This is a genomic window from Jiella flava, from assembly GCF_017349315.1.
GTDB lineage: Bacteria > Pseudomonadota > Alphaproteobacteria > Rhizobiales > Rhizobiaceae > Jiella > Jiella flava.
This window is the reverse complement of the sequence record NZ_JAFMPP010000005.1, coordinates 219,199-233,069: the sequence shown is the minus strand read 5'-3', so window position 1 is coordinate 233,069 and position 13,871 is coordinate 219,199. Positions and strand designations below refer to the sequence as shown.

Below are 13,871 nucleotides of genomic sequence, written 5' to 3'. Positions count from 1 at the left end.
GGCCGGCGCAAAGGCCGATGGCCGGGCAGCGCCGGCGCGGCTGGCCTCGCATCCGCAGACAGGCTTGCGCCCTTTCACCGGGTGCGGCGCGCCGTCTGCGCGCGGCGGGGCTTTTCGAAAGCCGGATTCGACCGGCTGCGGACCGCGACGCTGGCGCAACGCGTTGGCGTCCTCAACGGATTGGCTGGAGACGATAATGGCTCGAAGCAGCACAATGGGCGGCGACAAAGGCGCTGGCGAGCGGCGCAGGAAGGCACCGGGCGACGGCGAGAACCTCGGCCGCAAAGCCTATAGCGTGATCCGGGCGATGATCATGGAGCGCCAATTGGCCGGCGGCGACATCCTGTCGGAAGAAAAGCTCGCGGCCGAGCTCGGCTTCTCCCGCACGCCGGTGCGCGAGGCGATGTTCCTCTTGCAGAACACCGGCCTCATCCAAAAGGAGATGAACCAGCCCTTTCGGGTGAGGCTCGTCTCCAACCGCGAATATTTCCAGAGCATGCGGCTGCGTGAACTTCTGGAGGGCGAGGCGATTGCCGCCGCCGTCCAGGTGATCGATGCCGCAGCACTGGCCACGGTCGAAACAGCGATGCTGGCGCTGCGGGACGACCCGAACGTTCCGGCCGAAATCCATTGGGCGGCAGACGAAAAGCTGCACGACATGATCGCCGACGCGTCCGGCAACGAGGTGATGGCTCAGGTGATAGCGTCGCTGCGCGTGACCACGCGCCTCTATGAACTCTCGGGGCTGCCATCTCGCTTCCGCCCCGATACCGAGGAGCACATCGCGATCATCGACGCGATCCGCTCAGGCGATCCGACCACGGCGCGGAGCGCCATGCAGACCCATATCCGCAGCCTGACCAACGATGTCCTCGCGGCAATGGCAAGGCTATGAGGCCGCCCGCGCTGGCCTGACGGCCCGTCTCGCACAAAAAGCCCGTTCCCGCGTCAACGGGACCGAACAGCTGGCAATCCCTTGCGGGACACTCTATCCACGATGTCGTTTCGCAACGAGGCTCAACCCGCGATGAGAGTCAGCAAATCCAACCGCCAGTCGCAGATCCTCGCCGAGCTGAATGTCTCGCCGAGCCTGCGCATCGCCGAACTGGCGGAGCGTCTCAACGTATCCACCGAGACGATCCGGCGGGATCTCGACGAACTCAATCGGCAGGGCCAGCTCAGCCGCACCTATGGCGGGGCGATCCGCGCACTTGGAACAGAACCCTCGGTTGCCGAGCGTCACGCGCTGCTCGTGCCGGAGCGCGAACGGATCGCGCGGCGGGCCATGCCGCTTCTCGCCTCGGCCAACGTCATCATGATCGGCTCGGGCTCGACCACGGTGCATGTGGCCCGACGCCTTGCGGTGGAGCGGACGAACATCACCGTCATCACCCATTCCTTCGGCGTGGCGACGGTGCTGGCGCTCAATCCGACGATCTCGACACTGATCGCCCCCGGCGCCTATCACGGGACCGAAGGCGCGACGGTCGGCGTCCACACCGTCAGCTTCCTCGACACCTTCTTTGCCGACGCCGCGGTGCTCGGGGCGAGCGGCCTGACCGAGGAGGGACCGACGGATGCCCTGCTCGATGCCGGTGCGGTCTACAGCGCCATGCTCGCCCGTTCGGCACGATCGGTCGTCGTCGCCGACCACTCCAAGTTCGACCGGGTATTCCCTGCCCGCTACGGAGCCTGGAAGCAGATCGACGCGCTTGTCAGCGACACGGCGCCCGCCGGGCAGTTGAAGGCCGCGATGGACCGCCACCGCGTGACGGTTGCGGTTGGCTGAACGGCCCAACGCTCAGCGGTTGCGGCGCGCTCTGACGAAGCCGGCGATCGCGCCGCCGAGCAGGAGCAGGGTCGCGGCGGCCAGCGTGCTCATCGTTCCGAGCGCGGGGACCATCGGCGTGTAGCCGGCGACCATCTTCGAATAGAGCCATTTCGGCACCGTGGAATCTGCTCCCGCCGTGTAGAGCGACAGCGGAAAATTGCCCCAGGACAAAAGAAAGGCAAACAGCGCGCCCGACCAGATGCCGGGCCACAGGATCGGCAGGGTGACGTCCCGAAGGATCATCCAGCGGCTAGCGCCGAGATCGGCGGCCGCTTCCTCCATCGCCGGATCGAAGCCGTAGACCTGGATCGCGATCACGAGTGTAACCACCGGCACGATCCAGACGAGATGAGCGACGATCGCCGTGTGCCAGCTCGGCTGAATGCCGAGCGTGTTGAACCACAAGAGCAGCGCCAGGCCGAGCACCGGCTGCGGGAAGAAGATCGGCAGCAGCAGCAGCTTCTGATAAAGCCGCCGCCCGCGCCAATCGTACCGGGCGAAGGCGAGCGCGCCGAAAAAGGCGAGCGCCAGCGAGACGACGGTGACGATCAGCGCGATCAGAATCGAGTTCTCGACGATCCGCTGGATTTCAAGGGAATCGAGCGTCTTCTGCCACCATTCGAAGGAAAAGGCTCTGATTGGGAAGAGAAAATAGCGGCCCTTCGACAGGCCCGCCAGCGCTCCGCAGACGACCGGCAGATAGACCACCAGCGCGACGAACAGGGTCCAAACCCAAATCAATGAATGCGTGCGGCGCGGACGCGTCGTATCCATCCACCTCACCTCCGGCCAAGAATACGATCGAGATCGAGTCGCGCCATCAGGGTCATCGACAGCCCAGCGATGACGATCATCAAGAGCACGGCGAGAGCCGAACCCCGCGGCCAGTTCTGCGAATAGGTGAAGGCGATTTCGATGTCGTGGCTGATCATGATCACCGACTGACCGCCGAGGATCTTCGCCTCGGCCACGGCCCCGGCCGCGAGCACGAAGGTCAGCAACGCGCCGATCAGGATGCCGGGCATGGCCAGGGGCAGCTCGATCTCGCGCCAGATCATCAGTCGGCTGGCGCCAAAGTCGCGGGCCGCCTCGATCAGATCGCCGGGCACCATCGACAGGCCGAGCGTCATCGGAAACAGCATGAACGACAGATAAGTATAGACCATGCCGAACAGGGTGATCGCCGGCGAAAACAGCACATCCGGCGCCGATAGGCCAATTTCCTGCAAAAGCCCGTCGAGCACGCCGTGATTGATGAAGAACAGTGTCCACCCGTAGAGCCGGACGTTTTCGGAGATGAACAACGGGAAGACGAAGGCGATGCTGATTAATGCGGACCAGCGGCCGAAGACCCGAACCAAGCCGTAGGCGATCGGGTAGCAGATGACGAGGAGGACGACCACGGTCGCAAAGGCGAGCGCCAGAGACCAGGCGAAGGACATCCAGACGGTATCGGCAGGATCGAAGATCTCGGCAAAATTTTGAAGCGTGAAGCTCTTGAAGACGGCGAATGTGCGCGGCGTGGCAAAGGCAAAGCCGATTACCGTTATGAGCGGGGCCAGGAAGCCGAGCGCCATGAACAAGGCGACGGGGCTGGCGCATCGCGCACCGGTGGAAAGTCTGAGCCCCCGCCATCGCGTCAACCGGCTTGCCGGCTGCGATTCCGCGTCGACGACCGGCAGTGTTGCATCGCTCATCGTTCAAGCCTCCACGACGATCGCGTCCGCGGCGTTCCATCCGATCAGCACCTCGCCGCTGCCGGCCCCGGGGCGGGCCTGAGCGCGCGACATCTCGACCAGGAACACCCGATCGCCGGCGCGCACCTGATACTGGATGCGCGAGCCGAGCGAGTATTCGTTGTAAATGACGCCGCGAACCGCGTTGTCGGCATCGCCGGGATCGGCGAGGAATTTCATATATTCCGGCCGCACCACCACCGCCGCCTTTGATGCCCCAGCCAGGGGTTTTGGCAGCACCAGACGGATCGGCTCCCCGCTCGTCTCCGCCACCCAGCCTGTCCCCTCGAGACTGGCGCCAAAAACGTTCACCTCGCCGAGGAATTCGGCAACGAACCGGGTCTGGGGCGCGCCATAGATCGCCTCGGGACTGCCGACCTGGACAAGCTTGCCGGCGCGCATGACGCCGATCCGGTCGGACATCACCATCGCTTCTTCCAGGGAATGGGTGATGTAGACGAAGGTCTTGCCAGATTCCTTATGAAGGTCCTTCAGCTCCTTTTCCAGAAGCTTCTTCAGCTTGTAGTCGAGCGCCGACAGCGGCTCGTCGAAGAACAGGACGTCGGGGTCATAGGCGAAAGCCCGGGCGAGTGCGACGCGCTGGCGCTCGCCGCCCGAACAGGTCATGACGTTCTTGCCGTAATAGCTCTCCGGCAGCCGCACCATGCGCAGCAGTTCCAGCGCGCGCTCCTTGCGGATTGCCGCGGCCACGCCCTTGGCCTTCAGCGGAAACTCGACATTGCGGCCGACGGTCATGTGCGGGAACAACGCCAGCGATTGGAAGACGAGGCAGGTCGGGCGGGCGCGCGGGGGCAGGTCGTTGATCAGAGTGCCACGCAGGGTGATGTTGCCGTCCGACGGCTGCTCCAGACCCGCCAGCATGCGAAGAAGCGTCGTCTTGCCGGAGCCGGAGGGACCGACAATCGTCAGGAACTCTCCCTCGCGGATATCGAGCGAGATGTCGTCAACGGCGGTAAAACCGTCGAAGCGTTTGGAGACGCCGACAAGCTGGAGGACCGGCAGGGCTGGCTTCGCCATGGTCGCGGTGCCTGTCTGTTGCCGGTCGGGCTCGTTGGTCCAGGTCATGTTCATCGGATCGTGATCCTAGAGCATGATGTGATGCGAAAAGTTGCACGACTTTTCGGATCACATCATGCGGCAAAACAAGGGCTGGGAGCGGAATGGCGATTGGAGTTCATCGCATTGCGCTCTCGATGCGGGAGGCGCCGCCGGAGCATGCCGCCCCGGCCGATGGCGCTGTTTTGTTCAAGCCTTGCACGGTCTCTTGCCGGAACGGCGCATCCGTCCCGCGACCATGCCCGCGGCCTCAGCTGCGTTGACGCTTGGCGTTGTTCATCAGGTCGAGCGCCTTCTCGTAGTCCGGCACGATGTCGTATTCGACCGAGCGGGCCATCTCCTCCTCCAGGCTGTCCCACTGGATCGCATCGAGTTCGTCCTTGGTGAAGAGATCGAAGCAGGCCTTGTTGCCCATCTGAGCCACCGGATTGAAGGTGCCTTCGGCAAACGCGACGGTGTGCGCCACCTTCGGATCCTGGACATATTTGAGGAATTCCACCGCCAAAGGCGAGAGGTTCGGATTGTTGACGGTCGAGGTCACCTCAATCCAGGAGACGCCGCCCTTGCCGTTCATCGGGCCCTTCAGCGGCGTAATCGCCCGCATCTCGGGGAAACCGTCGGCCCGGGCTGGTGAGACCGAGTAGGTACCGCCGGTCAGGTGCAGATCGATCTCGCCGGAGACGAGCGCCTGATTCATCGTCGCGATGTCACCGATGACGCGGGCGCCCTTGAAGACCTTCAGCGCGGTATCGGAGAACGTCTTCATTTCCTCTGGCGTATGCGTCTTGAAAGGATCGATGCCGGCAACCAGGAAGATATTGAAGACGTTCCAGTCGTCGGATTCGAGAATCCCGTACTTGCCGGCAAGGCTCGGATCGTTGAACAGGTCCCAGCCGGTCTCTTCGGCGGTCTTGCGGCTGATCTTCTTGGTGTTGACGACAAAGCTGTAGGGCCCGAAGCGCTGGGTCATGCCGAGCAATTCGCTGCCGTCGTCGCTCATCGCCCACTTGTAGGGCGGATGGAACTGCGGCAGCATCTTGTCGAAGAACGGCATGAACACGTCCTTCGGCAGCGGCTTGATCAGCTTTTCCGGATACATGATCTTGCGTGCCCAAGGATTGTTCACGTTGATCAGATCCCAGACCTTGATCTCGCCGGAGCGCAGCCGGTTGATCATCGTCGGGTCGTTGGTGAGGCTCTCGGCCTTCACCGTGGCGCCCTCCTTTTCGCGGAACGGGTCGAGCACCTGCGCCGAGTTGTAGCCCTCCCAGCACAGGATGTTCATCTCCTTGTCGCGGGCCGCGAAAGCCGCCCCCGGAAACGCCAGCGCTCCACTGGTCGCAAGCGCACCTGCGCCGAGGATTTTCAAGGCATCGCGTCGGTTGAAATGCGTCATCGTCGATCGTCTCCGTCACAGCGCGCGGCTCCAACTGGGCCACGAGAATTTGGCATGTGCGGCATTTGATGTTGCGTATCGAAGGCCGTAATGTGGACTTCACAACATTTTTTTGCGATGCGTCAAGAGGAATGATGCTGTCGAGGGCACTTCGTCGAACTGCCTCACGAAGCAGCAAGCGAAACTCATGCCAAAGTGGGTGACTGCCTTGGTCATGCAGCACCGATCGTGGATGCGCCCCGATGGGCACCACGACCAGCGCCGGGTGTCATGAACCCTCAGACCGAAGAAGGAAGACGACGGATGTACACATCGCTCAAGGGAAAGACCGCTATCGTGACCGGGGCGAGCCGGGGGATCGGACGCGGCATCGCACGGCGCCTCGCCGAGGTGGGACTCAACGTTCTGGTGGTCTCGCGCCGCGAAGCCGAGGCGGCAAAGGTCGCAGCGGAGATTGGCGGCAATGCCAGCGGCTTCGCGGCGGATGTGGCCGACGAGACTGACGCCGGCGCGATGGCCAAGGCGGCACTGGAGCGCTACGGCGCGATTGATCTCCTCTGTGCCAATGCCGGCGTCTTTCCCTCGGCCAAGCTCGGTGAGATGACCGCCGCCGATTTCGACCAGGTGATGGGCACCAATCTCAAGGGAACGTTCCTGTCCGTGTCGGCCTGCCTGCCGGCAATGAAGCGGCAGCAGAGCGGTCGCATCGTCCTCACCTCCTCGATCACCGGTCCGGTCACCGGCTATCCCGGCTGGTCGCATTACGGCGCCAGCAAGGCCGGCCAGCTCGGCTTCATGCGGACGGCGGCAATCGAGCTCGCGCCCTGGAACATCACGGTCAACGCCGTTCTGCCGGGCAATATCGCCACCGAGGGCCTGGCCGATCTCGGCCCCGACTACGAAGCGAAGATGGCCGCCTCGGTGCCGATGAAGCGGCTCGGAACGGTGACTGACATCGCCAATGCGGCCCTGTTCTTCGCGACCGAAGAAGCCGCCTACATCACCGGCCAGAGCCTCGTCGTCGACGGCGGCCAGATTCTGCCGGAATCGCTCGACGCGCTCGAGGCCATGGGGTGAGATTCGGACCCGGCCGAGCCCCAGCCGGAGCACCGGCGGCGTCCGGCAGATCCTGATCGCGTCAGGCGCGGACGTCTCCTGTCAGAACCGCGTCGAGCGTCTCGACGAAGAGATCGACATGCTGGCGCTCGAAACAGAGCGGCGGGCGGATCTTCAGCGTATGCCCGAAGGGGCCTGCCGCGCCAACAAGGACGTGCCGGCGGCGCAGGCCGTTGATCGCCCGGATCGCCCCTTCCGGATCCGGGGCACCGCTGTCCCGGCCAACGACGTCGAGGCCGACGAAGAGGCCTGCGCCGCGCACCGCCCCGATCTCCGGGTGGCGCCCAGCCAGTTCGCGAAGGCCGCCGCGAAGATGCGCGCCGACTGCCTCGGCATTGGCCAGCAACCCCTCGCGCTCGATAACGTCCAGCACCGCCTGTCCGGCCGCGGCGGCGACCGTGTTACCGCCGAAGGTGTTGAAATAGCCGACACTGTCGCAGAAGCGGTCGAGGAGGCCGGGACGGGTGGCGACGCCTCCCATCGGATAACCGTTGCCCATCGGCTTGCCAAAGGTGACGATGTCGGGCGTCACGCCGTGCCGGGCGAAACCCCAAAGCGCTGTTCCCGTGCGCCCGAAGCCCGGCTGCACCTCGTCGGCGATGAAGACGCCGCCGGCCGCTTGAACCGCTTCGACCGCCGGTTTGAGAAAACCCGGCGGGTCAGCGAAGACCCCGTCCGAGGAGAAAATCGAGTCGACGATCATTCCGGCCAGCCCGTGGCCATCCGCCTTGAGACTAACAATCGCGGCCCTCACCGATGCGGCGAAGCGCTCCGCGAGGTCGCCCGGCCCGTCGCCCGCCCGCTCCGCCGGAAGCGGCAGCGTGCGGATATGCGACGGGATCGACCCGCCCTTGAGCGAGGACGGCGAAACCTCGGTGGTGAGCGCCGTATTGCCGTGATAGGCGGTCTCGGTCACGATGACGCCCCGTGCACCCGTCGTCGCCTCGGCGAGCCGCAGCGCGAGGTCGTTGCTCTCCGAGCCGGTACACGTCATCACCAATTGCGAGATCGACGGCGGCAGCGTCGCGAGCAACCTCTCGGCATAGGCCTGGACGGTCTCGTTGAGGTAGCGGGTGTGGATCGACAGCCGCTCGCTCTGCCGGACGATGGCTTCGACCACATGCGGGTGGCAATGCCCGACGGAGGGGACGTTGTTGTAAACGTCGAGATAGCGGTTGCCGTCGGCGTCGAACATGAACACGCCACGCGCCCGCACCATCTCGATCGGCTCTTGGTAAAACAGCACCGAGGAGGCTCCGGCTGTTTCTCGGCGTCGGGCGACCATCTCAGCCGTGCGCCCCTCCAGCTCTTCCGCCTCGCTGGCATCAAAGGCGTTCAGCGCCAGGATCGGCTTCGATGCGGACATGATCGTGTCTCCATGGAAATCGTCGCCTGGCGGCGCCCGGGCCGTCAGCCCTCGCGGCTGAGAAACGCCTCGGCGAGTTCGGCGGTGCCGGCCGTGTAGCTATGGCCGAGCTCTTGTGCCGTCGGGGTTTCTGAATGCGACGCGAGCCAGGCGGTGAGCAGCATTCGGCGCAACATGACGAAGATCGGCAGCATGGCCTCGTCCTGCGCCGAGAGTGGCGCCACGCGCCGGTAGCCTGCGATCCACGCCGCCATCAGCTCCGGCACGACCGGATCCATCTCGATGAAGCTGATCGCCGCGGCGAAGTCATACATGAACCACGAGAAACCGCAGTCGTCGAAGTCGATGACGCCAAGCCGGTCGCCCTCGACAAGGAGGTTGGCAAGCCGCAGGTCGGCGTGGACCAGGCCGAAACGCTCGCCCTTGCCATAGCCGTCGAGGCGATCCCGCAGCCTTGCGGCCGTGCGCTCCAGCAACGCCTCTTGGGCCGGCTCAAGGCCGATCGCCGCCCGCCAGTCGCCCCAGAGCGGGCGGCTGCCGAGCATCGACTCAAAATCCCATATCTTGCGCGAGAACCCCTTCGGCTGCGTCCAGTTTCGCGCATGGAGGTGCAGCCGGGCGGTGATGCCGCCGAGCCGCTCAAACCAGGGCACCAAGCCCGCTGCGGGCGTCGGTTCCCGCCCGGACATGAATTCGAAGGCGACGACCTCGCGGGTTTCGGCGCCATGGGCGAGCTCGGCGATCAATCCGCCTTGATCCCCCCGCTCGACCGGCCGCGGCGTCTCCACCACGCCGTCGGCGATAAGTGCCGAGATCCAGGCCAGTTCGGAGAGGATCTCGTCGCGGCGATGATAGCCCGGACGATGCACGCGCAACACCCGCCGCGTGCCACGCGGATCGCTCGCCAGGAACGTCGCGTTTTCCGAGATCGTCAGCAGTTTGACCTCGGCCCCCTCTGCCAGCCCCCAGCATGGCAAAAGCGGTATGAGGCCCGCCTGCAGATGGTCGAGGAAGTCGTCGTCATACATCGGAAGACTGGCCCAGCTTTGATTTTCGTCCGATATACAACACAAAATGTTGGACCTGCAACATTTTGCTGTGCAGCGCGGCAAGGCCGGGCCAATCGGCCTTGCCGAGGGATCGCGATGGCCGTCCAATCTCCAGCTTCGCCCGACCGTCGCATCGAATGACAAATTTGGCAGATTGACGCAGATGCTGCGCTCAGCGAGCGGATGAGGCGGGCGCTGTGATCGGCGGAATCTGCGGGAATCGCCGGCGGATGATCTCGAACGCCTCGCCCACCGGCATTGCCGCACCGCCGCCTTGGCGCCGGGCCGCGAAGATCTCGGTCTTGACGAAAAAGCGCCAATGAACCGGTAATGCCATGAGGATTTGCGTCAGCGCCTCATAGGCATCCATGGTCCAGCTTTGCTCAAAGCTGTCCCGCTCCGGCCCAAAGTGGAAATGCGCCGTTGTCCGGCCGCCCGCCCGTTGCGCGCGCAACGCCTGGCTCGCGGCCTCGTCGACGAGGCCGTTGCGGATCACCACGCCATAATCGTCGCGGGCGGCCTGTTCGCCGATATAGCCGCGCGCGACATCGAGGGCGACGCGCCATGGCTCGCGGTCGTACGGATCGCCGCGCCCGCCGCCGCCGGCCGAGTGGATCGACAGGACATCCCCCGGCTGGAGAACGGCGATGTCGGTGTTTCCGAGGCGCCGTTCGTGGGGCTCACCGGGATTGACCACCATGTCGGACAGGCCCGCCGCACGGCCGCCAAGAACGCCCCAGGGCCGAAACAGCGAACGGTCGCGGTTGCGGGCGGTAATGCGGCTGTCCGGCGCAAACACCTTGAACGCCATCTCGGTGGCCAGACCGCCACGCCAGCGCCCGGCTCCGCCGCTGTCCGGCTTCAGGCCATAGCGAACAAACTGAATCGGCGTCTCGGCCTCCGTAATCTCGATCGGAGTGTTTTTCAGATAGGCCGCGTCCGCCCCCGAGCCGTTAGTGCCGTCGCGATGCGGCATCGCGCCGCCACCGCCGACGACTGGGTTCACCGCCGCGATAATCGTCCGCTTGCGACGTTCGTCGGTGGTCATGACGTTGACGATGCAGTTGTTGCCGGCGGGCGCGGCGGGCATGCGCTCCGGCACAGCCTGCGAAAACGCACCGAAGATCACCGAGCGCAGCCTTGCGCAGGTGAGGCTACGCATGCCGACGGCGGCGGGGAATTGCGGATTAAGGACCGTGCCTTCGGGCGCGATGCAGGTGAAGGGCCGCGTCAGGCCCTGATTGAGCAGAATGCCCGGCTTCAGCGTGGAGAGGACGTAATAGACGCCGACGAGCAGCAGGGTGTGGCGCGGATCGCCACCGGTCGGCACGTTGAGGCTGGAGGCAAGCTGCGGGTCCGAGCCGGTGAAGTCGAGCACCGCCTCGTCCTTGTCGATGGTCAGGGTCAGATGCAGCCGGCAGGGATTGCCCTCGATGCTGTCCTCATCGGCATAGTCGGAAAAGACGTAGCGCCCGTCAGGAATGTCTGAAAGAACGCTCCTGGCCTGGGCCTCGGCATAATCCAGCAGCCCCTTCAGACCGTCCTCGAAGGCCGCGAGGCCGAATTTTTCGACCATGGCAAGCACCTTGCGCTCGCCGGTATTGAGCGCGCCCACCAGCGCCTTGATGTCGCCGATGTTGAGATCGGGCTTGCGCACATTCGTCGCCATGATGGAGAGGATCTGATCGTCAAAGACGCCGTCTCGCAAAAGCTTCATCGGCGCAAAGCGCAATCCCTCCTGATAGATCTCCGTCAGCGAGCGCGACAGCGATGCGGGCACGGCGCCGCCCATGTCGGTGTTATGGATATGGCCGGCGGCATAGGCGATGATCTTGCCGGCGTGAAAAATCGGCTTCCACAGATGGGTGTCGGGCGCATGGGTGGCGAGATAGCCGCTATAGGGATCGTTGGTGAAGGCGACGTCCCCCGGCCGGTAATCCTCGACCATCGCGATGGCTCGGTCATAAGTGAGCCCCGGATACCAAGTCGCGCCCAGATCCAGAGGAACCGCGAAGGTTCGCCCGGCCGGATCGAGCAGCATCACGGTGAAGTCCTGGGTTTCCTTGACGAAGGCCGAATGCGCGGTGCGAAACAACGTCCGCGCCATATTTTCACTCGCGGCGCGGCTGTGGTTGGCGAGGACCTGAAGCGTGACGACATCGATCATTCTGTCGGCTCCTGCACTTCGAGATGGATGTTGAGAAACCCGTCCACATGGGCCGCAAATCCGAACGGAATGGCGAGCGTCGTGTCCTCCTGCGCGACGATCGCCGGACCCGAAAAGCACGCACCAGCGTCCAGCGCCTCCCGGCGATAGAGCGGAACCGGTCGCGCTGCGCCATCGAGATGGATTTCAACGCTGAGCGCCGGCTCCGGGACATTCGGGATTTGCGGCACCGCTGCGAAGCTGACACGATCCCCCTCACCGATCGCGACCAGCCGCAGATTCACCACCTCGATGGCACCGGCGGGATCGTCGAAGTCGTAAACCGACAGATGGCGGTGGTGGTAGGCCCGGCGAATGGCAGCGATGTCGCCGCGCACGATCCAGTCCCGTTCGAGCGCAACCTCGATCTCGAAGGACTGCCCCGCATAGCGCATATCCGCGGAAAGCACTGTTCGAATCGAGCCCTCAAACCCCTGCCCGTCGCGCAGCCACGCCTCCCCTTCGGCCGTCAGATCGTGCAAGTGCCCGCGCAGGCCCGCCAGAGCCTCGTCATCGCAAGGGCAAAGGACAGTGCGGATAAAGTCGCCCTTCAGATCCGCCACGAGCCCGCCCAGCGCGCTGACGACACCCGGACGCCGCGGCGCGACGATACGGGAGACGCCGATTTCCTTGGCCAGGAAGCAGCCAAGCATCGGGCCGCCGCCGCCAAACGGCATCAAGGTGAAATCCGCCAGATCGACGCCATGACGCGACACCAGCTTCTCGACCTCGACGAACATCTCGGAGACGGCGATCCGCAGGATCGACTCGGCCGTGTCCTCGAGGCTCTTTCCAAGGCGCTGCGCAAGCAAGCCGACGGCCGCGTTCGCCCGCTCCCGGTCGACGGTTAGCTGGCCATAGGCCATCGGAAGCTGACCGATATGGCCGAGGACGGCCATGGCGTCGGTGATCGTCGCGTCCTGGCCGCCGCGCCCGTAACAGGCGGGTCCGGGCACAGAGCCGGCACTTTGCGGTCCGACCTTCAAAACCCCGAATTCGTCCACCTGCGCGATCGAGCCGCCCCCGATCCCGATCGAACTGACCGAGACGGACGGAATATAGAGGGGAAATTCGCCGACAGGCTCACCGGTGCCAAATTGCGGCTCGCCGTCGATGATCAAGGCGAGATCCGCCGAGGTGCCGCCGATGTCGAGCGTCAGGACGTTCTTGATGCCGGCCTGCCTTGCGAGATAGGCCGCGCCGATCACCCCAGAGGCGGTGCCGGAAAGCAGCATGTTGACGCAGGCCGTCTTGCCCTCGGCGGCATTCATCAGGCCGCCGTTCGACTTGGTGAGCAGCGGGCGCGCCGGAACCTTGCGCGTGGCGAGAGCCGCTTCCAGTCCATCGACATAGCGGGCGACGCGGGGATGAACGTAACCGTTGAGGATCGTCGTCACCGACCGCTCATATTCGCGGATCACCGGCCAGACGTCGCAGGACGCGAAGGCGAAGAGATCCGGCGCCAAACGCCGCAATTCGGACCGCACCGCCCGCTCATGGGCTGGCGCCACATAGGAATGCAGCAGCGCGACGACGAAGCCCTCGGCGCCCTTGGCCCTCGCCGCCTCGACGATCGCCGGCAACTCCGACAGGTCGATCGGCGCCCCCTCCCCGCCGTCGGCGAGCATACGACCGGAAATGCCGAAGATCATGTCGCGCGAAATCAGCGGATCGGGTTGGCTGCAGAACAAGGAATACATGTCCGGCAGCCGCAAGCGCGCCAATTCGACGACGTCCTCGAAGCCGCGATTGGTGATCATGGCGAGGCGGGCGCCCTTGCGCTGGATCACCGTGTTGATCCCGACGGTGGTTCCATGAACGAAGGTGTCGACCGCTTCCGGCGCGATACCCTCCCGCTCGGCCAGCCGGTCGATCCCCGCAAGCAGCTCCCGGCCCGGGTCGTCCGGGGTCGTCAGGACCTTGAGGGTCACCAAGCGCTGCGTCTTCTGTTCAAGCGCACAGAAATCGATGAAGGTTCCGCCGATATCGACGCCGATCTTCCAGCTCATCACACCGCCTTTGCAAACTCGCCGCGATGTTGCCGACGCGCATCGGCGGATGTCCAAGTCGGATGAGACCGCATCGCATAGGCTG

Annotated in this window: 11 protein-coding genes; 3 read left to right on the top strand and 8 right to left on the bottom strand. The window is 64.7% G+C overall.

All coding sequences use genetic code 11. From position 1 onward, the window contains the following. The first annotated feature begins 196 nt into the window (after positions 1-196). Positions 197-895, top strand: a complete 699-nt coding sequence (locus tag J1C48_RS08290; protein ID WP_207257351.1) for a GntR family transcriptional regulator — start codon at positions 197-199, stop codon at positions 893-895. A gap of 132 nt (positions 896-1,027) precedes the next feature. After that, positions 1,028-1,789, top strand: a complete 762-nt coding sequence (locus tag J1C48_RS08285) for a DeoR/GlpR family DNA-binding transcription regulator (RefSeq protein ID WP_207257350.1) — start codon at positions 1,028-1,030, stop codon at positions 1,787-1,789. Positions 1,790-1,801: 12 nt separating this feature from the next. Here J1C48_RS08285 and J1C48_RS08280 read toward each other — a convergent pair whose 3' ends face one another. The 4 genes from J1C48_RS08280 to J1C48_RS08265 all read right to left on the bottom strand — a co-directional run bounded on the left by J1C48_RS08280 (position 1,802) and on the right by J1C48_RS08265 (position 6,040). Beyond that, positions 1,802-2,605, bottom strand: a complete 804-nt coding sequence (locus tag J1C48_RS08280; protein WP_207257349.1) for an ABC transporter permease — start codon at positions 2,603-2,605, stop codon at positions 1,802-1,804. A 5-nt stretch (positions 2,606-2,610) separates the two neighbouring features. Beyond that, complete coding sequence (locus J1C48_RS08275; RefSeq protein WP_207257348.1) at positions 2,611-3,528, bottom strand: ABC transporter permease; 918 nt, start codon at positions 3,526-3,528, stop codon at positions 2,611-2,613. Between the two features lie 3 nt (positions 3,529-3,531). Further along, positions 3,532-4,659: an ABC transporter ATP-binding protein gene (locus tag J1C48_RS08270; RefSeq protein ID WP_231081876.1), complete on the bottom strand. Its 1,128-nt coding sequence runs from the start codon at positions 4,657-4,659 to the stop codon at positions 3,532-3,534. 235 nt (positions 4,660-4,894) lie between these two features. Beyond that, complete coding sequence (locus J1C48_RS08265; RefSeq protein WP_207257347.1) at positions 4,895-6,040, bottom strand: ABC transporter substrate-binding protein; 1,146 nt, start codon at positions 6,038-6,040, stop codon at positions 4,895-4,897. A 303-nt stretch (positions 6,041-6,343) separates the two neighbouring features. Between J1C48_RS08265 and fabG the strand changes: the two genes are divergently transcribed. Continuing rightward, positions 6,344-7,117, top strand: a complete 774-nt coding sequence (gene fabG / locus J1C48_RS08260) for a 3-oxoacyl-ACP reductase FabG (RefSeq protein ID WP_207257346.1) — start codon at positions 6,344-6,346, stop codon at positions 7,115-7,117. 61 nt (positions 7,118-7,178) lie between these two features. Here the strand turns inward: fabG and J1C48_RS08255 are convergent, their stop codons facing one another. The 4 genes from J1C48_RS08255 to J1C48_RS08240 all read right to left on the bottom strand — a co-directional run bounded on the left by J1C48_RS08255 (position 7,179) and on the right by J1C48_RS08240 (position 13,786). Then, entirely contained in the window at positions 7,179-8,522 is a 1,344-nt protein-coding gene (locus tag J1C48_RS08255) for an aspartate aminotransferase family protein (RefSeq protein ID WP_207257345.1), read from the bottom strand. Between the two features lie 44 nt (positions 8,523-8,566). After that, the gene (locus tag J1C48_RS08250; protein WP_207257344.1) at positions 8,567-9,550 is read right to left on the bottom strand and encodes a phosphotransferase enzyme family protein; all 984 of its coding nucleotides are present in this window, start codon (positions 9,548-9,550) and stop codon (positions 8,567-8,569) included. 193 nt (positions 9,551-9,743) lie between these two features. After that, positions 9,744-11,738, bottom strand: coding sequence for a hydantoinase B/oxoprolinase family protein (locus J1C48_RS08245; RefSeq protein ID WP_207257343.1), 1,995 nt, complete (start codon positions 11,736-11,738; stop codon positions 9,744-9,746). Continuing rightward, a complete protein-coding gene (locus tag J1C48_RS08240) occupies positions 11,735-13,786 on the bottom strand; it encodes a hydantoinase/oxoprolinase family protein (RefSeq protein WP_207257342.1) in 2,052 nt (683 codons plus the stop codon). Before J1C48_RS08240 ends, J1C48_RS08245 begins: the two co-directional genes overlap by 4 nt. Positions 13,787-13,871 lie beyond the last annotated feature (85 nt).

Coding starts and splice junctions, on each gene's coding strand:
- J1C48_RS08290 (WP_207257351.1), top strand. CDS start 197: ATGGCTCGAAGCAGCACAATGGGCGGCGACAAAGGCGCTGGCGAGCGG.
- J1C48_RS08285 (WP_207257350.1), top strand. CDS start 1,028: ATGAGAGTCAGCAAATCCAACCGCCAGTCGCAGATCCTCGCCGAGCTG.
- J1C48_RS08280 (WP_207257349.1), bottom strand. CDS start 2,605: ATGGATACGACGCGTCCGCGCCGCACGCATTCATTGATTTGGGTTTGG.
- J1C48_RS08275 (WP_207257348.1), bottom strand. CDS start 3,528: ATGAGCGATGCAACACTGCCGGTCGTCGACGCGGAATCGCAGCCGGCA.
- J1C48_RS08270 (WP_231081876.1), bottom strand. CDS start 4,659: ATGAACATGACCTGGACCAACGAGCCCGACCGGCAACAGACAGGCACC.
- J1C48_RS08265 (WP_207257347.1), bottom strand. CDS start 6,040: ATGACGCATTTCAACCGACGCGATGCCTTGAAAATCCTCGGCGCAGGT.
- fabG (WP_207257346.1), top strand. CDS start 6,344: ATGTACACATCGCTCAAGGGAAAGACCGCTATCGTGACCGGGGCGAGC.
- J1C48_RS08255 (WP_207257345.1), bottom strand. CDS start 8,522: ATGTCCGCATCGAAGCCGATCCTGGCGCTGAACGCCTTTGATGCCAGC.
- J1C48_RS08250 (WP_207257344.1), bottom strand. CDS start 9,550: ATGTATGACGACGACTTCCTCGACCATCTGCAGGCGGGCCTCATACCG.
- J1C48_RS08245 (WP_207257343.1), bottom strand. CDS start 11,738: ATGATCGATGTCGTCACGCTTCAGGTCCTCGCCAACCACAGCCGCGCC.
- J1C48_RS08240 (WP_207257342.1), bottom strand. CDS start 13,786: ATGAGCTGGAAGATCGGCGTCGATATCGGCGGAACCTTCATCGATTTC.